Annotated in this window: 21 protein-coding genes; 12 read left to right on the top strand and 9 right to left on the bottom strand. The window is 66.9% G+C overall.

Annotated elements, in window-relative coordinates:
- Nucleotides 1-37: 37 nt before the first annotated feature.
- Nucleotides 38-838 carry a dienelactone hydrolase family protein gene (locus tag OG394_RS04110; RefSeq protein ID WP_328993495.1) on the bottom strand — a complete coding sequence of 267 codons (801 nt, stop codon included), beginning with the start codon at nt 836-838 and terminating at the stop codon, nt 38-40.
- Between the two features lie 76 nt (nt 839-914).
- Between OG394_RS04110 and OG394_RS04105 the strand changes: the two genes are divergently transcribed.
- From OG394_RS04105 to OG394_RS40010, 10 genes are all read left to right on the top strand, one after another.
- Nucleotides 915-1,898 (top strand): GlxA family transcriptional regulator, encoded by a 984-nt coding sequence (locus tag OG394_RS04105; protein WP_328993494.1) that lies wholly within the window; start codon nt 915-917, stop codon nt 1,896-1,898.
- Nucleotides 1,899-1,982: 84 nt separating this feature from the next.
- Nucleotides 1,983-2,333, top strand: coding sequence for a DUF2200 domain-containing protein (locus OG394_RS04100; RefSeq protein WP_328993493.1), 351 nt, complete (start codon nt 1,983-1,985; stop codon nt 2,331-2,333).
- Nucleotides 2,334-2,388: 55 nt separating this feature from the next.
- Nucleotides 2,389-3,351, top strand: coding sequence for an MBL fold metallo-hydrolase (locus OG394_RS04095; protein WP_328993492.1), 963 nt, complete (start codon nt 2,389-2,391; stop codon nt 3,349-3,351).
- Nucleotides 3,348-5,012, top strand: a complete 1,665-nt coding sequence (locus OG394_RS04090; RefSeq protein WP_328993491.1) for an FAD-dependent monooxygenase — start codon at nt 3,348-3,350, stop codon at nt 5,010-5,012. Before OG394_RS04095 ends, OG394_RS04090 begins: the two co-directional genes overlap by 4 nt.
- Nucleotides 5,013-5,021: 9 nt before the next feature.
- The gene (locus tag OG394_RS04085) at nt 5,022-6,590 is read left to right on the top strand and encodes a DUF4139 domain-containing protein (RefSeq protein WP_328993490.1); all 1,569 of its coding nucleotides are present in this window, start codon (nt 5,022-5,024) and stop codon (nt 6,588-6,590) included.
- Between the two features lie 220 nt (nt 6,591-6,810).
- Nucleotides 6,811-7,611, top strand: a complete 801-nt coding sequence (locus OG394_RS04080) for a GNAT family N-acetyltransferase (RefSeq protein ID WP_328993489.1) — start codon at nt 6,811-6,813, stop codon at nt 7,609-7,611.
- A gap of 2 nt (nt 7,612-7,613) precedes the next feature.
- Nucleotides 7,614-7,838, top strand: coding sequence for a translation initiation factor IF-1 (gene infA / locus OG394_RS04075; protein WP_328993488.1), 225 nt, complete (start codon nt 7,614-7,616; stop codon nt 7,836-7,838).
- A 201-nt stretch (nt 7,839-8,039) separates the two neighbouring features.
- On the top strand, nt 8,040-8,723 hold the full coding sequence (locus OG394_RS04070; RefSeq protein ID WP_328993486.1) for a molybdopterin-dependent oxidoreductase: 684 nt from the start codon (nt 8,040-8,042) through the stop codon (nt 8,721-8,723).
- A 33-nt stretch (nt 8,724-8,756) separates the two neighbouring features.
- On the top strand, nt 8,757-9,152 hold the full coding sequence (locus tag OG394_RS40015; protein ID WP_442914270.1) for an AfsR/SARP family transcriptional regulator: 396 nt from the start codon (nt 8,757-8,759) through the stop codon (nt 9,150-9,152).
- Nucleotides 9,067-9,549: an AfsR/SARP family transcriptional regulator gene (locus OG394_RS40010; protein WP_442914296.1), complete on the top strand. Its 483-nt coding sequence runs from the start codon at nt 9,067-9,069 to the stop codon at nt 9,547-9,549. The genes OG394_RS40015 and OG394_RS40010 overlap by 86 nt, the downstream gene beginning before the upstream one ends.
- Nucleotides 9,550-9,587: 38 nt before the next feature.
- On the opposite strand, the gene OG394_RS04060 is transcribed toward OG394_RS40010, so the two are convergent.
- Both OG394_RS04060 and OG394_RS04055 read right to left on the bottom strand, forming a co-directional pair.
- Nucleotides 9,588-10,658 (bottom strand): hypothetical protein, encoded by a 1,071-nt coding sequence (locus OG394_RS04060; protein WP_328993483.1) that lies wholly within the window; start codon nt 10,656-10,658, stop codon nt 9,588-9,590.
- 448 nt (nt 10,659-11,106) lie between these two features.
- Nucleotides 11,107-11,475: a hypothetical protein gene (locus tag OG394_RS04055; RefSeq protein WP_328993482.1), complete on the bottom strand. Its 369-nt coding sequence runs from the start codon at nt 11,473-11,475 to the stop codon at nt 11,107-11,109.
- A 233-nt stretch (nt 11,476-11,708) separates the two neighbouring features.
- Here OG394_RS04055 and OG394_RS04050 point away from each other — a divergent pair, with 233 nt between their 5' ends.
- Nucleotides 11,709-12,428, top strand: a complete 720-nt coding sequence (locus OG394_RS04050) for an SGNH/GDSL hydrolase family protein (RefSeq protein ID WP_328993480.1) — start codon at nt 11,709-11,711, stop codon at nt 12,426-12,428.
- A 79-nt stretch (nt 12,429-12,507) separates the two neighbouring features.
- Here the strand turns inward: OG394_RS04050 and OG394_RS04045 are convergent, their stop codons facing one another.
- Nucleotides 12,508-12,837 carry a cupin domain-containing protein gene (locus OG394_RS04045; protein ID WP_328993479.1) on the bottom strand — a complete coding sequence of 110 codons (330 nt, stop codon included), beginning with the start codon at nt 12,835-12,837 and terminating at the stop codon, nt 12,508-12,510.
- 91 nt (nt 12,838-12,928) lie between these two features.
- Here OG394_RS04045 and OG394_RS04040 point away from each other — a divergent pair, with 91 nt between their 5' ends.
- Nucleotides 12,929-13,309 (top strand): VOC family protein, encoded by a 381-nt coding sequence (locus OG394_RS04040; protein ID WP_328993477.1) that lies wholly within the window; start codon nt 12,929-12,931, stop codon nt 13,307-13,309.
- Between the two features lie 77 nt (nt 13,310-13,386).
- Here OG394_RS04040 and OG394_RS04035 read toward each other — a convergent pair whose 3' ends face one another.
- The 5 genes from OG394_RS04035 to OG394_RS04015 form a co-directional block, all read right to left on the bottom strand.
- Complete coding sequence (locus OG394_RS04035) at nt 13,387-14,112, bottom strand: ABC transporter ATP-binding protein (RefSeq protein ID WP_442914269.1); 726 nt, start codon at nt 14,110-14,112, stop codon at nt 13,387-13,389.
- On the bottom strand, nt 14,109-14,891 hold the full coding sequence (locus OG394_RS04030; RefSeq protein ID WP_328993476.1) for an ABC transporter ATP-binding protein: 783 nt from the start codon (nt 14,889-14,891) through the stop codon (nt 14,109-14,111). Before OG394_RS04030 ends, OG394_RS04035 begins: the two co-directional genes overlap by 4 nt.
- Before the next feature lie 11 nt (nt 14,892-14,902).
- Nucleotides 14,903-16,723 (bottom strand): branched-chain amino acid ABC transporter permease, encoded by a 1,821-nt coding sequence (locus OG394_RS04025; RefSeq protein WP_328993475.1) that lies wholly within the window; start codon nt 16,721-16,723, stop codon nt 14,903-14,905.
- Nucleotides 16,720-17,814 carry a branched-chain amino acid ABC transporter permease gene (locus tag OG394_RS04020; RefSeq protein WP_328993474.1) on the bottom strand — a complete coding sequence of 365 codons (1,095 nt, stop codon included), beginning with the start codon at nt 17,812-17,814 and terminating at the stop codon, nt 16,720-16,722. Before OG394_RS04020 ends, OG394_RS04025 begins: the two co-directional genes overlap by 4 nt.
- A gap of 67 nt (nt 17,815-17,881) precedes the next feature.
- Entirely contained in the window at nt 17,882-19,153 is a 1,272-nt protein-coding gene (locus OG394_RS04015; protein WP_328993473.1) for a branched-chain amino acid ABC transporter substrate-binding protein, read from the bottom strand.
- Nucleotides 19,154-19,180 lie beyond the last annotated feature (27 nt).

Here is a 19,180-nt window from a genome sequence, read left to right as displayed (position 1 = left end):
ACGCGCGCCCTCGGCACCTCGCCGGGGGCGCGTCCCGTCAGGATGGGCGCAGGCGGGCGGTCAGATGGGCGAGGATCTCGTCTCTGGCCTGCACCGTCGGGTGTCCCTCCTCGTCGACGAAATGAGCGGTCACGACGCTGTGCGGTGTCTGCACCACGTCGCGAAAGAACGGTGGCGGCTCGGTGTTCGCGGAGTTTCCCGGCAGGACGCGTCCGTCGAACGCGTCGCCGAGCAGCTTCCGGTACGCGGCGAACCGTTGCCCGGTGCACCAGCGATCGCTATCGAAGCGATAGGCGAGAACCGAGAGGCCGTCACGGTTGATCCGGTCCCGGACCGCGACCGCGTCGTCCTCGCTCAGTTCGAGACCGGCGGGATCATCGAGAGGTAACGAGGGGTGGTTGACCACAGGTGCGATGACGGCCGGTTCGAGAGCCATGGTGAGTGCGAAATTGCCGGTGAAGCACAAGCCGATCGCGCCGATACCAGGGCCTCCGCAATCGGCATGGGCCTGGCGCGCGAGTCCACGGAGCCAGGCCGTGACGGGGCTGGTACCACCCCCGGCGAACGCGCGGAACTCGGCGCTGACACACGCGCGGCGTGCGATGCGCTCACCTTCTACGGTGGTCGGATAGGCGCCGTCGACGCCGAAGAGAGATGGCACGTAGACGGTGAACCCCGCGTCGGCGAGCCACCGCGCGAACCGGAGCACGTCAGGGCTGATTCCCGGCATCTCCGGCATCAGAACCACCGCCGGCCCGGACCCAGCGACGTACACCGTCTTCACCACCCCGTCGACGTCCACGAGCCGGTCGGCGAAGTCCGCAATCGCGTCGTTCATGCCGACATACTGACCGCGCGCCTTCTTGCTTGCCCAGTGGCCAGATCGCCAGGTATTAAGGTGATCTCGCCACAGGTTGGAGAAGATCGTGGGTGCATTGCGGGTTGGCGTTCTGGCCTATCCGGGCTGTTTTGCTTCCGAGGTGTTCGGCGTCCCTGATCTTCTGACGATGGCCGCGCACCTCGCCGGTCCGGAGCAGAGCGGCTACGAGGTGACGGTGGTGTCACCTCGTCGGCGGGTCATCGCATCGGGCGGCGCGGCCGTTGCGGTTTCACCCCTGCGTCAGGTGGACGTCCTGGTGGTGCCCGGCTTCGAACTCGGGCCGGGGCTCGAGGTGGAATCGATGCTCGCGGCATTGACTCCCGAGATCGCAGCGATCCGAGCGCATGCCGCGACCGGGAACGGCGTCGTCTCGATCTGCGTGGGGGCTTTCCTGCTTGCCGAAGCCGGCGTGCTCGAGGGTCGCCGGGCGACGACCTCCTGGCTGTTCGCGGACGAGCTGGCACGCCGTTGTCCGGACACCGAGGTCCAGGCCGGGCAGATCGTCGTCACCGATACAGGGGTGACCACGACTGCGGCCTTCAGTGCCATGTACGACTTCGCGCTGGAGCTGATTCGCGCGCACAGCGGGTCCGAGGTCGCGCGGAAAGCCGCACACGTCGCGCTGCTCGACGGCGCCCGCTCCTCCCAGGCGCCGTACGTCGATTCGCGGCTGCTCCCGACAACCGGCCACGAGTTCTCCAGGCGGGTAATGCGCCAACTCGACCAGAATCTGGCCGCCCGGTACGACCTCGCGGTCCTGGCTCGTAGTCTCGACGTCAGCACCCGTACCTTGTTGCGGCGCTTCGCGGACGAGACCGGCTCAAGCCCGCTCGAGTACCTGCAAGGCTCGCGCGTTCGTCGCGCTCGCCACCTGCTCGAGACGACCGACCTGACCGTCGCCAGCATCTCGGCCACCGTCGGATACCAGGACTCCGGTACCTTCGCCGCCCTCTTCGCAAGACACATCGGCCGACGTCCCCGCGACTACCGAACCGTCTTCCGCCGCAGATCAGTCTGAACGACGGCACTATTCTTTACACCAACCATCCGCCGCGGCGCTTCCGACTCCAGTGGTCGCGAGAATGACAGCCAAAGGAGCGTTATGACAAAGCCCCGGATCTATACGACAAGCTTTGCGAGCGTCTATCCCCTTTATGTCGCCAAGGTGGAGAGAAAAGGACGCGTAAAGACGGAAGTCGATGAGGTCATCCGCTGGTTGACCGGATACAGCCAGGATGAGTTCGAAGCCCAACTGGAGAATCAGACAGACCTCGAGACCTTCTTTGCGAAAGCTCCTCGGCTGAATCCCTCGCGAGCTCTGATCAAAGGCGTGGTCTGTGGTGTTCGAGTAGAAGATATCGAGGAACCGACCATGCGAGAGATTCGGTACCTGGACAAGCTCATCGATGAGTTGGCAAAGGGAAAAGCGATGGAGAAAGTCTTGCGAGAATAGCTGGCGACGGTGACCCGCCGGCAGCGGCATGACCCGAACTGAAGAGGAGTGCACCATGACAGCGAAGCCGTTCGCATCGTCGGCCGATCTGGGCGAAAAGGCCGAGACCCTGGAGGTACTCGCCGACGGGGTGTACGCGCTGACCGCGGCGGGCGATCCGAACGTCGGCGCGATCGAGGGCGAGGACTTCATCGTCGCGTTCGAGGCCCGCGCGACCCCGGTGGCAGCGCGCGAGTGGCTGGACCGATTGCGTGAACACACCGACAAGCCGGTGCGATACCTGGTGCTCAGCCACTACCACGCCGTACGGGTGCTCGGAGCGTCGGCTTTCGGTGCTGAGGTGATCGTGGCACACGAGAACACCCGCAAGCTGATCCAGGAACGCGGCAAGGAGGACTGGGAAAGCGAGTACGGCCGGATGCCGCGGCTGTTCAAGGAACCGGCGTCGATCCCGGGCCTGACCTGGCCAGACCTGACCTTCTCCGACCGGTTGACCATCGACCTCGGCGGTGACCGCGGGGAGTTGGTCCTCCAGTACTGCGGCCGCGGCCACACAGCAGGCGACATCGTCGCCTGGCTGCCACGGCCACGGGTGCTCTTCGCGGGCGACCTGGTGGAGGCGCAAGCCGCCCTGTACACCGGCGATGCCTTCCACACGGACTGGTCGACAACGACACTCGACCGGGTCAAGGCGTTCGAGGCCGAGACGCTTGTCGGTGGGCGGGGCGCGGTTCCGCAGGGCCGTGCCGCGGTCGACGCGGCGATCGAGCAGACTCGCGACTTCCTGCTGGTGATGCGAAAGAAGGTCGGCACGGTGCACGCGGCGGGCGGCACACTGAAGGAAGCGTTCGAGTCCACGCACGAGGCACTGGCACCGAAGTTCGGTCGCTGGCCGATCTTCGAGCACTGCCTGCCTTTCGACGTCCAGCGGGTGTGGGACGAGCTCGACGGGATCGACTGGCCCCGGATCTGGACCAGCCAGCGCGACCGAGAGGTCTGGGATCGGCTGCAGACATGAACGCCCGGGCACCTCGGTACGACAGTCCGCCGGTAGCGGTTCTCGGCAACGGACCGGTCGGGCAGACGACCGCCCTTTTGCTCGCCCGCTGGGGCATCCCGGTCCTACTGCTCGACCAACGGGCGGCGCGGGACGCCGTGGGATCGAAGGCGATCTGCCAGCAACGCGACGTGCTCGACGTGTGGGCCGCAGTCGGGGCCGAACAGATCGCCGCCGAAGGGCTGACCTGGACCACCGCCCGGACCTTCTACCGGGATCGCGAGCTCTTCGCGTGGTCGTTCGCCGACCCGGGTAAGTCGTCGTTGCCGCCCTTCGTGAACATCTCTCAGAGCCGCACCGAACAGCTTCTCGACGACCGCATCGCCGACCAGCCCTTGATCGACGTTCGCTGGGGACATGAGGTGGTCGACCTCACCGAAGACCTCAGCGGCCTCACGGTGACCTGCGGAACAGGTGCTCGGCTCAGGGCGGCGTACGCAGTCGCGTGCGCCGGCGCTCGGGGCGAGCAGATCCGTAGGTTGCTCGACGTCAGTTTCGACGGGCAGAGTTTCGAGGATCGATTCCTGATCTGCGACATCCGTGCCGAACTCCCCAGGTGGGAAACCGAGCGACGGTTCTACTTCGACCCCGAGTGGAATCCGGACCGGCAGGTGCTGATCCACCCCTGTCCTGACTCGACGTACCGGATCGACTGGCAGGTGCCGGCCGATTTCGACCTGGAGGCCGACGTCGCCAGCGGCGCGCTCGACGCGCGGATACGGTCCATCGTCGGTGATACGCCGTACGAGATCGTGTGGAAGTCGGTGTATCGGTTCCACTCCCGACTGGCCGACCGGATGCGGGTCGGTCGCGTTCTGCTCGCGGGCGATTGTGCCCATCTTTTCGCGCCGTTCGGCGCTCGCGGACTCAACTCTGGCGTCGCGGACGCCGAGAACGCCGCCTGGAAACTGGCCTTCGTGCTGCACGGCTGGAGCCCCGAAGCGTTGCTGGCCAGCTACCACGACGAGCGGCACGCGGCGGCTCGGGAGAACGTCGAGGTCACCGGCGCGACGATGCGGTTCCTCGTCCCGCAGGACGAGACGCAATGGCAGGCCCGGCGCACGCTGCTGGACGCAGCGGTCACCGATCCCGCCGCCCGGGCAGCCGTCGATTCCGGACGGTTCGCCGAGCCGTTCTGGTACGTCGAGTCGCCGCTGACCACCGCCGATCCCTCGAGGCCGTTTGCCGGACGGCCACTGCGCGGACAACCCCCGTCGCCCGGCCCGGGCATCCTCGTCCCCGACGTACCGGTCGCCATGCTGGGCGCGAGTCGTCTGCGCGAACTCGTCCGCGACGGACTCCTTGTGCTCACGACCGACAACGTCGACGCGGCCGCCGTCGCGGCTGCCATTAAGGAGGTCACCAACGCGCCTTGCCGAGTGATCCGCTTGGCGGACATCGACCACGATGACGCCGTCACGACCGTCCTAGGCGCCAACCCGCGCGAGGCATGGCTGGTGCGCCCCGATGGTCATGTCGCGGCGATCCTCGCCGAGCCCACACCGCAAACCGTGGCCGCTGCCGTCCGCCGAGGACTGGGCATCCTGACCCCCAGGAAGCGTCCTGAACCGTCCGGGCCGGATCCCACCGATCCGGCCCGGACGGCGTCCGCGGCGGGTTAGTGTCGGGAGATGACCGAACTCGTGATGGACGCCCCGATCGTGGCCGTGGCCGTTTATCCCGACCGGGCCCGGATCACCCGGCGGGGCAGGATCACGGCGCCGGCCGGTGATCAGACGGTGTACGTCGAGTCGCTCCCGCTCGCCTTGCAGGAAGACTCCGTCCGGGTCTCCGGCCGCGGACCGGCCACCGTGCTCGGGGTGGACCTGGCAATGCGGCATCATCCGCAGGCGCCGGACGAGACCGTGGCCGAACTGGAGCGCCAACGCCGCGAGGCCCAGGCCGAGGTCGAGGAGCTGACCGACGCCGATGACGTCCAGGCTCAGCTCGACACCTTCCTGGCACAGTTGGGCCGACGAGCCGGGGGCACATTCGCCCGCACCCTTGCCGCGGGCGACGCGAGCGTCGAGTTGGGCGAGTTCACCGAGTCTCTGGCCGGCCGGTTGACCGCCGTACGGTCGAAACGACGGCAGCTCGCCAAGCAGCGGCACGAGGCCGAGGAACGACTCGCGGCCGCCGACCGTCGGCTTGCCGCGGTCGCGCAGCAACGCACTCCCGACCGCCGCTCGGCTGCCATCGGCTTGGCTCTGGACTCCGAGGCGGAGGTGGAGGTCGAGCTTTCGTACGTCGTGCCCGGCGCCGGCTGGACCAGCTCGTACGACATCCGCCTCACGGGAGATCGGCTGACACTGAGCTGGTACGGCCTGATCACCCAGCACACCGGCGAGGACTGGCCCGAGTGCGACCTCACCCTGTCGACGGCTCGCCCCATGGTGGCCGCGAAAGTACCTGAGCTCGACCCCTGGTACCTCGACCGTTACCACCCGCCGGTACCGCTCGCTCCGGCCGGCGCCCCGATGAGTTTTGGCGTTGCCAGGCAGGCCTCGTACGGCGCCGACGAGAGCGTTCAGGCAGCAGCGGCGCCCGCCTTTGCCGACCTCGACGCGACCGTCGAACAGGGTGTCACGGCGGCGACCTACACCCCACCGAGACCGGTCGCCGTGCCCGCGGACGGCGCCTCACACCGTGCGACGATCGCGTCCGTCGACCTCGACACCGAGTTGGACTACGTCACTGCGCCGGTCCGGTCAACCGACGTCCACCTGCGGGCCACGGTCGTGAACTCGTCAGCGCACACGTTGCCCGCCGGAAGAGCCGCTGTCTTCCACGAGGCGGACTTCGTCGGCTCGGCCGCGCTGCCGATGTGGGCCCCCGGCGAAGACGTCGAGCTCGCCCTCGGCCTGGACGACCGGATCCGCGTCGAGCGCAAACTGGTACGCCGAACCGCGACCAAGGCGACGCTCGGATCGACGCGCCGGCGGGAGGTCGAGTACGAGACCCGGATCGAAAACCACACCCCGCGCCCGGCCCGGGTCACGCTCCTCGATCAGCTGCCGGTACCCCGCGACCACGAGATCTCCGTCAAGCCGATCACCGCCGAACCGGAGCCGGCCGAAACCACCGACCTCGGAGTCGTCACCTGGAAGCTCGACCTGCTCCCCGGCGCCGAACTCGTGACCAGGCTCGCCTTCCGGGTCGACACCGCCAAGTCCGTCGAACTCACCGGCTGGCGCGAATAGAACGACCTACCCGACCGTTCCGGCCGGCCGTAAAACGGTTGGCCGGCGCGGTGGTCGGGTTGATACCGTGCCGTGGTCCGTGACATCACGCCTGGAGGTGAGACCCCATGAACGCTGTAGCGCAGTGGGTGCTCCCCCTCTCGTGGTCACGGGCGGGCGATTGACGTAGGTGTCGCCGGGAGCGCCTCGAGAAGTTCGGCACTCCCGAAAGGAAACACCTATGAACTCTTTGCCTTTCAGTCCAGGGCTTGGTGCCCACACCGTGACGGTCTCCCGGGTCGCGGAGAATCAGTGGCACGCGGTGGAGAACGACCTGGTCGTCGGCCGCGGTCATGCTTCGCGCCGACTCGACGGCCGGACTTTCCTCAGCATCGACACGTGGCGCGGCGCCGTCTTCGACCGGCTTGCCGACGCGATGCTGGCCGACCAGTCGACACCGCTGTACACGGTGGTCGACGAGACCGACCGTGACCTGGCGGCCAGCTGGGAACGCGCCGGGTTCACGAGTTGGCGTCGCGAGCGGGAATTCGTCGTACCCACTGATCCGCGGATCACCTCGGCGCCGCTGCCAACTGGGGTGGTCATCGCGACGGCCGGCGAGGTGGCCGAGGGGCCGCTTCGCGAGCTGGACCACGCGATTCGTACCGAGGTCCAGGCCACGGTCGGCTGGCAGACGATGCCGGCGGAAGTGCTGCCCTGGCAAGGCGGGACGACGCCGATCGACCCGTCGAAGTACACGGTCGCTAAGCAGGACGATCAGTACGTCGGGCTGGTCCGGCTGGCGACGATGACCCGTCAGCCGCGGATCGGGCTGATCGCGGTCCGGGCCGGCGAGCGACGTCACGGGATCGGCCGGGCTCTGCTGAGCCACGTACTGGCTGACCTGCACCGCGCCGGGATCGAAACGGCCTCGGCCGAGGTCAACGAAACCAACGAGGCCGCGCTGGCATTGTTGGAGAGCTTCGGCGCCCGCCGGACCGGCAGCAATCTGGAGCTGGTCCACCAGCAGGAAAAGGCCTGACGATGCCCAGAAATTCAGGCGGCATCGAAGTCGAAGGCACCGTCATCGAGTGCCTTCGCAACGCCAACTTCCGGGTCGAACTCACCAACGGCCACCAGGTCCTCGCCCACATCAGCGGCAAGATCCGGAAGAACTACATCAAGATCCTCCCCGAAGATCGCGTCCTGGTGGAGCTGAGCCCCTACGACCTGACCCGAGGCCGAATCACCTTCCGCTACCGAACCTGACCCCACCCCCACCGCGGGTGCGGTGGTTGCCATCTGGCGACTACCGCACCGCCGCATCGAAGTCACGCCACTCCTGCGAAGGAGCGGACTCACTCTCATGGGTGATCTCGTGCTGGTCGGCTGGGGAGATGGTGATCCGGATCGCTGCGGGCACGGCGGTCTACGACGATGCTGGTACGAAGTGCGAAAGGGGTTTGATCAATGGGACTTCCTCCAGGGCAGCGCCGGGTCGAGGGGTTTCCCCGTTTCGGCACGCACCTGTCCCGACCCGCCCCGGCCATTCCGGCCGACCCGGTGATCGAGGTACGCGGAGCGGTGACCGAAGAGTTCGCCCTTCCACTCGCCTCGCTCTGGTCCCTGCCGCGAAAGGAGATCACGGCCGACTTCCACTGCGTGGCCGGCTGGACGGCGACCGGCCTCACGTGGGAAGGCGTCTCGTTCGAGACGTTCTACCGCGCTCTGATCGAACCGGCGATTCCGCCTGGAACATCGATCACGCACCTCAAGTGCCGCGGACTCGACGGGTGGGCAGCCGCGGTGACGATCGAGGACATCCTTGCCGACGACGTACTCATCGCCCAGAATCTCAACGGCCAACCGGTCGACAGCGACCACGGAGCGCCGGCCCGCCTGGTCAGCCCCAGCCAGTACGGCTACATCAACGTCAAGCACCTCTCCCGCATCGAGCTCTTGACCACGGCCCCGCCAACCACCGAAGGCCCTCTACTCAGGAGCCATCCCCGGGGCCGGGTCTGGGAAGAGGAGCGCCACGGCCTCGTCCCCGGACGGGCAGTACGCCCCTTCTACCGCGCCCTGATCCGCCCCATCAGATTCCTCAGCTCCCGCGGCGCCCGCCACCGCCACCCACCAACGCGCCAACCATAAGGATCCGCTGGAGGGCTGCCGCTCCGTCGCCGGGTGGCCCGGGTGGACTGGCAGACTGTGCGAGTGGGTGGGTTGGTGGTGAGTTGTCTCGGGCCATTGCAGCTGGACAGGGGTGGTCGCCCGCTGTTGCTGACGAGCCGTCGATCACGGATCTTGCTGGTGGTCTTGGCTTTGTCCGCAGGGCAAACAGTGCCAGTCGAGCGGCTGGTTGCGGCCGCGTGGGAGGACACCAACCGACCGCAAGACTCACGCAACAGCCTGCACACATTGATTTCCAGACTTCGTACGAGGGTTGGCGCGGAGTTGATCGAAACCCGGCCTGCTGGATACCGGTTGACGATCGATCGACCGGTTCGAGCGGCCCAACCTGGTCGAGCGGTTCCTGGCGGCGGTCGAGCGTCGCGCGGATCTCGCGTTCAACCGCCATGAGGCCGCGAGCCAGCTACCGCGGCTCACCGAGCTCGCCACCCAGTATCCGATGCGAGAACCTCTGCTGGCCCGGCTGCTCCTGGCCCTCGACCAGGTGGGCCGGTCCGCCGAGGCTCTTCGTCGGTACGATGCGCTGCGCGCTGACCTTGCCGATGAGCTCGGCGCCGACCCTGGTCCCGAGCTTCAAGACGTCCACGCGCAGTTGCTCAGACGAACCACGGCCGGCACTGGTAGCCGACGTCCCTCGTCCGCGCCCGGTCGCCTGGCTCCGCGGCAGCTTCCGATGGCCGTCACCGGGTCGACGCGCTCGGCGTACCGGCGAAGCGAATCCCTGTCGATGCTGAGTCGCGAGCAGGCCTTTACCGGACCGTCCTGGCCGGGAAACGACTGCTGGTGATCCTGGACAACGTCCGCGATGTCCACCAGGTTCGCCCATTACTGCCGGGATCGGCCGGCTGTCTGGCGCTCATCACCAGCCGCAATCAGCTCTTCAGTCTGGTCGCGTCGGAAGCCGGGCGTGTACGACGTACCGCCTTCAAGGGTGCCGTGGCGGTCGCCGAGGAACGCGCTGTCCCTCGCGTTGCCCTCGAAGGACCATTGTGCCAACGGGCCGTTGCCCGCGCGCACGTAGAAGTGATGCCTCGTGACCGGGCCGAGCCGGCCTGCGCGGTCGACGGCGTACACGTAGAGGTCGCGCGGACCGTCACCCGGCGGCGTCAGTAGCACGGACGCCGAACCACCGAGCACGGTGGCGTCCACCTTGTACGGCGCACCGTCATCCCAGCCGTAACGGAAATGGTCGACGTCGCGGACTTCGCCGTCCTCGTAGTTCGGCGTGAACGTGAACCGGCCAGGAGCTCCCACTCCCCCGTGCCACCGGTTGTCCGCCGGATACAGATCGCTGCCCACGGTGGCCGCCTTGCGAGACGCTTGCCGATCGATGACGAACGACGGGCCGGCAGCCGTCGGCCCCGCATGCGCGTCGACCGCGGCCACGGACCACGTGTACGGCGTGTGGTCCGGTTTGCCGCGCACGTCCAGTTTGCTCGTCGCCAACGCCCACGAGCCGACGACGCCGCCGTAGTAGGCGCCGCCGTTGACGGTCCAATACGGACGCATCTGGTCACCGTCGGGGTCGGTTACCCGCGCCCGGATCGTGATCAGGTCATCGCCCAGGTACGTCTTGCCGCCGCAGTGCTTGCACGGCGCGCGCCACGGCGTGACCGACAGCTCCGTCGGCTTGTTCGGCTTGGTGTTGTCCTCGATGTAGAGAACCGTGCGGTTCTGGTCGTACTTGCGCCACGCCGCCTGGTTGTTCTCGTCGGCCGCCGCGATGAAGTAGCTCGAGTAGCCGCCGAACGTGATGTGGCCGGCAGTATCGAAGCCGACGTGGTGATCGCCCGGCTCGGCGCACCCCGCTCGGGCGCCCTTGATCGCCTGCGTGTTGACGGCGACGTGGCCCGGCTGGTTGCCAAAGGCAACGTTTGGGCCGTACTGGCCTTGCACCCAGTAGAGCCGATGGTTCTGCGCGCTGAGCGTCGAGCAGCTTCGCGTCGGGCCGCAACGCCAGCGCCTCCGCCTCGACCGCTACTGCGGCCACGGCTTCCTTGCGGACTTGCGCCGAGTCCCACATCAGGGACGGCGGCGAGCGGAACACCGGCTTGCCCGCCGCGTCCGCGCCTTCGATCGAGCCATCCGCGCCGACCTTGACCTGCACGCCCTGGGCGGTCATGGCCAGCCGGATCCGCCGTACGCCGGGATGGGCCGCCGCCTGCTTGGTCTTCACCACGACGTGCTGCGTGTACCCCGCGTTGTCCGCCTTCATGACGAGGTCCACGCCCGGATACACCTCGGGATAGGTGACCGTAGCGCCCGAGAGCACCGGCTTCGGCAGGGGCGACGGCCACGACAGCACCAGTCGTGAATCCCCAACCTGGTAACGCACCAGCGGCCCCTATCCACCACCGGAAAACGCCAGCTCCGTCACCGCCGTCCGCGGAGCCACCATTCCATCCGGGCGCTTCGCCAACGTGGTGTCGACGTTCGTCCATGCGCCGCCACGGTTCACCCGGGTGGGTACGGTCGTCAGCTCCGCGACCATCGCCCCGTCGGGCTTGGCCCGCACCAGCCGCGTCTCGGTCGTCAGGTCCGCCACCAGCACCGGTGTCCCCTGCCGCCTCGCCGCCACCAGCGCCGACGCGGTGTCAGGCGCCTCCGCCACTGACACCGCAGCGACGGCCTCCCGACCTGCCAGTGGCGCGGCCGCGACCACCGGCCCGGCCGCCCCCATCACCACCACGAGCAGCGCCACCACCCAGGACATTCCGCGCGCCCACCCCTGTAGCCCCACAGCCCACCTCCACGTCAGAGCCAGTGCCCAATCCCAGCCGAGCACGGACAATGCCAGACGCCGCTGTCGTTTCCCTGTCACTTCCCGACCCGCCAAATCACCGACGGCAGAGGCAGTTGCAACAAAGTGCAACATTCGCCGGCGCCATCCCCCCCGGCACTGAGCCGCACTACGCTCATTGCGACCTGGCTCAACGAAAGGCGACCATGACCAAACGCACCATCCGGCTGGCCCTGACCAGCGTCCTCGCAGTTGCGATAGCGGCCGGCCTGATCGGTCCGGCCGGAGCCCGCGACACGGAAATCGACTTCGGTAGCGGCCAGATCGGTGACTGGACCAAGAGCGCACACGGGACTATCGGCGATGTGACTGAAGCCGACGGCGATCCTGTCGCAGACGTATTCGTCGTCGGCGATTCCATCACCACCCTAGGCCGATCAGACATCACCGCCGCGATCGCTGCGGAAGGCCATACGGTCGCGATCAACTACTGGTCCGGCCGTCCGACAGCCCCGGCCGTCGACTGGGTTCTGTCCTTGACCACGAAGCCGAAGATTCTTGTCATGGCCACCGGCACGAATGACATCTTCGACCCGTCGGTCATGTCCGCGCAGATCACCCGGCTGCTGGCCGGAGTCCCGTCGACCACGAAGGTGCTTTGGGTCGACACGCACGCATCCCGCTGGTCGCTATCCGCAGATGTCCAGGTCGCGGACCAGCGCAACTCCGGCTGGGTCAACGTGCAGATCCACGACAAGCTGGGGTCGGCAAGAGTCATCCCCTGGAGCATGTGGCTGCAGTACCGGGGTCCGTCGTACATCACCCACTACCTGTCCGACGGCGTCCACCCAAAGGCCGGAACCGGAACAGCGTTCTGGGCTGAGATCCTCATGAAGTCGATCCGGCCACTACTGGCAACGATGTAGACGGGGACCGGCAGTCTCGCGGATCCAATGCGAGCCGGCTTTCCTGGATCTGGTCCAGGAAAGCCAGCTCGGCCAATGGTCAGTGCAATGCGACTGTGAGCAGCAGGACAGACGGTTCCAGCGCTTCGACTTCGTGACGCTGCGGCGGCACCGCGACCAGGTCACCCGGGCCCAGCTCGACCTCGGCGTCACCGGCATGGACCAGGATGCGACCCTGCAGGCAGAGCACCGACGCGTCCCCAGGACTCTTGTGCTCACCCATCACCCGCCCCGCGGCGAGCGCCGTCAGCGTCTGCCGGAGCCTTGCACCGGTCCTGCTGTAGACCGTCACCGAACTGCGCCCGCTCTCAGCAGACGCCGCGTTGGCAAGCAGGTCAGCCGCCATCTCGTTGATCGACGCAACATCCATCAGTCGATCATCGCACGACGCCGGGATGGTTCAGGGTATGGACGTTCGGCGGTCCCGCGGAGCACAGTCGGAATTGGTGAAAGGAGTCGCCATGAAGATCCGCACCACATACCTGGACCATGTCGTCCTCACTGTCTCCGACGTCGACGCGAGCGCCCGGTGGTGGTCCGAGCTGACCGGCTCACGGACAACGCACGACTACGAGGGCGAGGTCTCCCTCCTCGTCGGCGGACAGGCCATCCGACTGCGCCAAGGGACACCAGCGCCGACTGGTTCGGTGAGCATCTGCCTGATCGCGGACGCATCGATCCACGAGCTGTACGACCGAGCCGACGAGTTGCACGCCGTACACGGCTCGGTCCATCCACGCACCGCGGCCACCGCACCGGCCCAAGCCATCACCCTCGTAGACCCCGACGGCTACCACGTGGAACTCGCCACCTACACCCCCGAAGGCGTGCCCATCCCATAGCCCGCAGGGCAACTCCGTGTTCGCCGTGCGGTGCGCGACCCATACCGAGGTGATGCTAGTGTCATGAAGACTCGGGCTTACAGCTTGCCGAGGTAGGCCTCCTGCATTCGTGGGTTGCTTACCAGCCTCTTGGCCGTGTCTGCGAGGACGATCTTGCCCGTTTGCAGCACGTAGCCGCGGTCGGCGATCGAGAGGGCCATTCTGGCGTTCTGTTCGACTACGAAGACTGTGGTCCCTTGCTGGTTGACCTCGCGAATGATCTCGAAGTTCTGCTCGACCAGCACGGGAGCCAGTCCCATCGACGGCTCGTCCATCAGGAGCAGCTTCGGACGTGCCATCAGTGCCCGGGCCATCGCCACCATCTGTTGCTCGCCGCCGGACAGCGTCCCGGCCCGTTGGCTCAGCCGTTGTTTCACCTTGGGAAACAGGGTGAAGACCCGCTCGAAGTCCTTCGCGATCTCCCCGGAGTCATGTCTGAGATAGCAGCCGAGTTCCAGGTTCTCGCGGACCGTCATGCGTTTGAACAGCCGACGGTTCTCCGGAACCATCGACACCCCGAGGTCGACCACTCGCTGCGTCGGCAGTCCGGTGATGCGGTGGCCGTCGAGCACGACATCGCCTTGGGTCGGGGCGACATAACCGAGGATCGTCTTCAACATCGTCGTCTTACCGCTGGCGTTGCCGCCCAGCAGACAAACCACCTCGCCGCGGCGAATCTCGACGTCGACATTGCGCAGCATCTGGATCGCCCCGTAATGGGTGCTGACGTTGCGCAGCTCCAGGATCGTCTCGGTACCAATCATGCCGTCGTCGCCTTCCGGCCGAGGTAAGCCTCGATCACTCGGTCGTTGCTCGCCACCTCGTCGTACCGGCCCTGGGCGATCAGCTGCCCGTAGTCGAGTACGACGACCCGCTCCGACACCCCTTTCACCAGCCGCATGTCGTGCTCGATCAGGGCGATCGTGACGCCGAGATCGTCCCGCATCCGCCGGATCAGCTCGATGAGTTCCTCTGTCTCCCGCGGGTTCATGCCCGCGGTCGGCTCGTCCAGCAGGAGCAGCTTCGGATCCGAGGCCAGGGCCCGGGCGATCTCCAGCCGCCGGCGATTGGCGTACGACAGCGAGCGCGCCGGGGTGTCGAACCGCCAGCCGACCAGCCTGCTGCCGAAGAACTCGAGTGCTCGCTCCGCTCGCTCTCGCGTCTCCTTCTCCTCCCGCCGGAATGACGGCGGCCTCAGGACCGCCTTGAGCATTCCCGATCGCGTCCGGCAATGACGGGCGACCATGACGTTCTCCCGCACGGTCATCTCCGGGAACAGGCGGACGTTCTGGAACGTCCGCGCTATCCCCAGCTGCAGGATCTGGCTCGGTCGAAGGCCGGCGATGGCGCGGCCCTGGAAGGTCACAGCGCCCTGGTCGGCAGTGACCATCCCGGTGACGAGGTTGAACAGGGTGGTCTTGCCGGCACCGTTCGGACCGATGACGCTGACGATCTCGCCCTCGTCGATGTCTAGATCGAGTCCGTCGACAGCCCGGACTCCACCGAAGTCCTTGGTGAGCCCGCGGATCTCGAACAGTGCCATGCTGACCCCGATCAGTTCGGTTCGTTACGGTCGGCATCGGTCGCACGGGTCTCGTCGGATCCGGCTGCCTGCGGGCCCAGCCACTCGTCCTGGGCGACCTCCTGCTCGTGCAGCTCCTCGGCCCGGCGTCCGCTCGGGATGAAGCCCTCCGGCCGCTTCAGCATCATGAAGATCAGCAGCGCTCCATAGATGAGGAAGCGGTACTCCTCGAACTCGCGCAGCAGCTCGGGTAGACCCACAAGTACCAGGGTGCCGAGTACGACGCCTGGCACGCTGGCCATACCGCCCACGATGATCACGACGAGAACGGTGATCGATACGATCACGTTGAAGCTGTGCGGGAACACCGAGCCGATCTTGGTGGCGAACAGTGCGCCGCCGAAACCTGCCAGCACGGCGCCGACGATGAACGCGGAGAGTTTGGCGGTGACGATGTTGACGCCCATCGCCTCGGCGACCGCCTCGTCCTCGCGCATCGCCATCCACGCCCGGCCGATCCGTGAGTCCTGCAGGGCGTAGGTCGCGTAAGCCGCGAGAAGCACGAAGATGAAGAGGACGTAGAAGAACGCTTCCGGCGTCCGGATCTGGACCGGCCCGACGCTGATGTCACCGACCTGGATGATCCCCTGTGCCCCGCCGAACAAGGGTTTCAGCCAGTCGGAGATGAACAGCAGCCTCGCGATCTCGCCGAACCCGAGGGTGACGATGGCGAGGTAGTCGCCGCGCATCCGCAGTACCGGTGTGCCGACCATCAGCCCGGAGACCGCGGCGGCAAGGATCACGAACGGCACGGCGAGCCAAAAGATCCACCCGACACCGATGCTCGACTGCGGCGACGTCAAGAGCGCGGTCGTGTATGCGCCTACCGCGAAGAACGCGACATAGCCGAGGTCCAACAGCCCGGCGAAACCCACCACGATGTTTAGACCGAGCGCCATCAGCAGGAAGATGCCGGCGATGTTGAGCACCTCGCTGAGGAACGGCCCGATCACCTGCGGGAGCAGGCCCAGGAGTAGCAGGAGGGCGGCGAGGATTGCGACTCTGAGGATGCGGCGGGACCGGTCGGGCAATTCCTCGAGCCGAGTCCGGACTGGTTTGCGATGCCGGCGCGACGCGAGCAACTGAAGGGAGAACACCGCTGCCGCGATCGTGGCGATCCCAGGGACGCTCAGCGCGCCGCCGGCGTCGTACAGGAAGTCGGTGAGCGGCGCGGTCCAGATCCGCAACTCCTCCTGGAGCCCGCGGAGCACCTGGGCGACGGCGGGCTGCATCAACGCCAGCCCCGCCACCCATCCGAGCGCGGTCAGGATCGCCCGGCGGATCTCGCCGGGGAGCACCTGGAGTACGCCGCCGGCACTGCCCAGCGCGACGTAAAGGCCGAGCAACAAGCCCAATCCCGCTCCGAGGTTCAGCCCGAAGGTCAGGATCCGGGGACCATCGCGGACGAGTTCGGGCGTGGCGTTCAGGAAGACGCCGCGGATATCGAAGCTCGCGAGCAACAACACGAACAGCGCAATCGACACGCCACTCACGAGCCCGGCCACCAGCCCGGCGAGGACATTCCGCCAGCCAGGACGCCGGGCGGTAAACCCCTCGAGCACCGGCTCCGGCCGGCCCGCCAGGTAGCCGATGAGCAGCGGGACGGACAGCAGCAACGCTTCACCAAGGGTCAGGGAACCGAGCAACAGACGCCCGGAGAACGCCTCGACCATGCCGTTGACCGACACGAAAACAGCGACTGCTCCCCCGACGAGCCCGAGCCGGATAGCCCTCGGACCGGCCTTGGCGGCGGGGACGAGGTCGAGAGCGGCAAGCTCACCGGTCGCCGTCATCCTCGATCCTCACTCACCCGCTCGCCGAGAATGCCGGTGGGACGGAAGATCAGTACCAGAACCAGCGTCACGAAGGCCACCACATCCTTGAGCTGATGGGCCGCGGGGATCCCGAGCCCGACGAGGACGAGGCTCGGCCCCATCGACTCGACCATGCCAAGGGTGAGCCCGCCGACCGCGGCGCCGGGGATGTTGCCGATGCCACCGAGAACCGCGGCGGTGAAGGCCTTGATGCCTGGCAGGAACCCACTGAGGAAGAACACGTTCTGGAACACCAGCCCGAACAGCAGACCGGCCGCGCCCGCCATCGCGCCGCCGACTCCGAAGACCCTCGCGATGGTGCGGTCGACGTTGATTCCCATCAGCTTCGCCGTCTCCTGGTCCTCGGAGACAGCACGCATCGCCTTGCCCGCCTTGGTCTTCTCGACGTACAGATACAAGCCGGCCATGATCACCAGCGCCGCGACGATCACCAGGAGATGAACCCTGAGGACCCGGAAACCGAGCAACGTAAAGGATCCGGTCAGTACCTCCACCTCCGGGTAGGACTTCACCGACGTGCCGAACAGACTCGCCATCGTGTACTGCAGGAAGAACGACGCGCCGATCGCGGTAATGAAAGGGATCAGCCGCGGTGCACCTCGCAGCGGCCGGTAGGCGACGCGCTCGAGTAGCAGGGCAACGAGGGCCGACACAGTCATACAACAGATCAGCGCGATGAACAGCGACAGGAACGGGGCAGCCTCCCAGAGCGCCGTTCGCGCGAGTCCGTCGGTAACGAAGTAGCCGGTCATCGCGCCGATCATGAACACCTCGCCGTGGGCGAAGTTGATGAACCGGAGCACGCCGTAGACCATCGTGTAGCCGAGGGCAACCAACGCGTAGACGGAACCTTGCGCGATCCCGAACACAACAAGGTCGCGCCACTGCTGACCACTCAGGCGTGCGCTGGCGATGCTGCGGGTGGCGCCGATCAGGATCAGCGCGATCGCTGCGATCCGCACCAGCCAGAGGAAGCCGTCGACGACCGGGAGCTGGAATGCCCGCTTGCCGATGACAGGTCCGGGCGGCACGAGGTTGGTTCTGGCCATGTGCCTCCTCGAGCCGTCAGTCAGGCGCCGGGGCACCCGGTGTGCGCGGGTGCCCGGTCGCCCGCGGTCAACCGGTTTCCGGCGGGACGAACGTGAACAGCACGTTCCCCCGGACCTGGTCGATCGTCTTCTGCGTCGGGGAGTTCTGGACGATGTCGATCTTCGCGTCGGCACAGTCGCCGAACTTGTCGCACGTCAGAGTCCCGGTCAGCCCTTGGTAGTCCTTGGTCGCGTACATCGCGTCGATGAGCTTCTGGCGATCGATGTGGACCGTCCCGTCAGTGTCCTTCACCGCCACCTTCTCGATCGCGGCGAAGATCATGTTGACGGCGTCGTACGCGTGCGCGTGGAAGGCCTGGATGGGCTTCTCCCCGTACTTCTTCTCGTACTTGCCGACCAACTCCTGGTACGTCGGCCCGGTCGGCGTGGCGGGTCCGGAGAAGTACATGCCCTCCGTCTGGCCGATGACGACGAACGTGTCCGAAAGCAGACCGTCGGCGCCGAACAGCTTCTTCGTGTCGGCCAGCAGCGGGAACCCCTTCGCCTGCTTGACGATGAAGTCGGCCTCCGGCTGGAAGATCGGGAAGAACACCACATCGGGTTTGCTCGCCGCGACCTCGGTCAGCACAGGCCGCATGTCCGTGTCGCCCTTACTGATCGCGGTGGCCAGCGAGATGGTGCCACCCAACTCCTTGAACGAGGAGCCGAAAGCATTGGCCAACCCCTCGGTGTACGGATCACCATCGTGGATCGTCGCCGCCCGCTTCGCCCCGAGCTTCTGGAAGGCGAAGGTCGCCGCCGCCTGGCCCTGAATGATGTCGTTGTGAGCGGTCCGGAGGTAACCCTTCTTGAAGGCACCGCCCTGCTTGCCCCGCAGGTCGGACGTCAAGCTCGGGGAGGTGTTCGACCCCGAGATCATCACGACGCCCTTGCCCGACAGAATCTCCATGGCCGGCACTGCCGCACCCGAGCAACTGCTCCCGACGACCGCGGCGATCTGGGGATCGGCCGCGAGCTTCTGACCGGCGATGGTCCCGCCCTCGGCCTTGCACAGGTCGTCCTCCACCTGCGTTCGGACCGGGTGCTCGAGAAGGTTGCCGCCCTTGTCTTCGATGGCGATCTCGACCGCCCGCACCTGGTCCTGCCCCAGGCTCGCGGTGTCGCCGCTGATCGCTTGGATGAGCCCGATCTTGATCGGTGCCCCTGGTTCGACGGTGACGGCGCCCAACGGGCCCGGCGTGAACTCTGTGGCCTTCTGTTCCTCAGGAGCGCAAGCGGCGCCGACCAGCGCCAACGCACCGACGAGACAGGCCACGAACTGATACCTGCGTGTACCCATCGCACCTCCTCCAGGAGGTTGCCTGCT

It is taken from the genome of Kribbella sp. NBC_01245, from assembly GCF_036226525.1.
Taxonomy (GTDB): Bacteria; Actinomycetota; Actinomycetes; order Propionibacteriales; family Kribbellaceae; genus Kribbella.
This window is presented reverse-complemented; position numbering and strand designations above follow the sequence as displayed.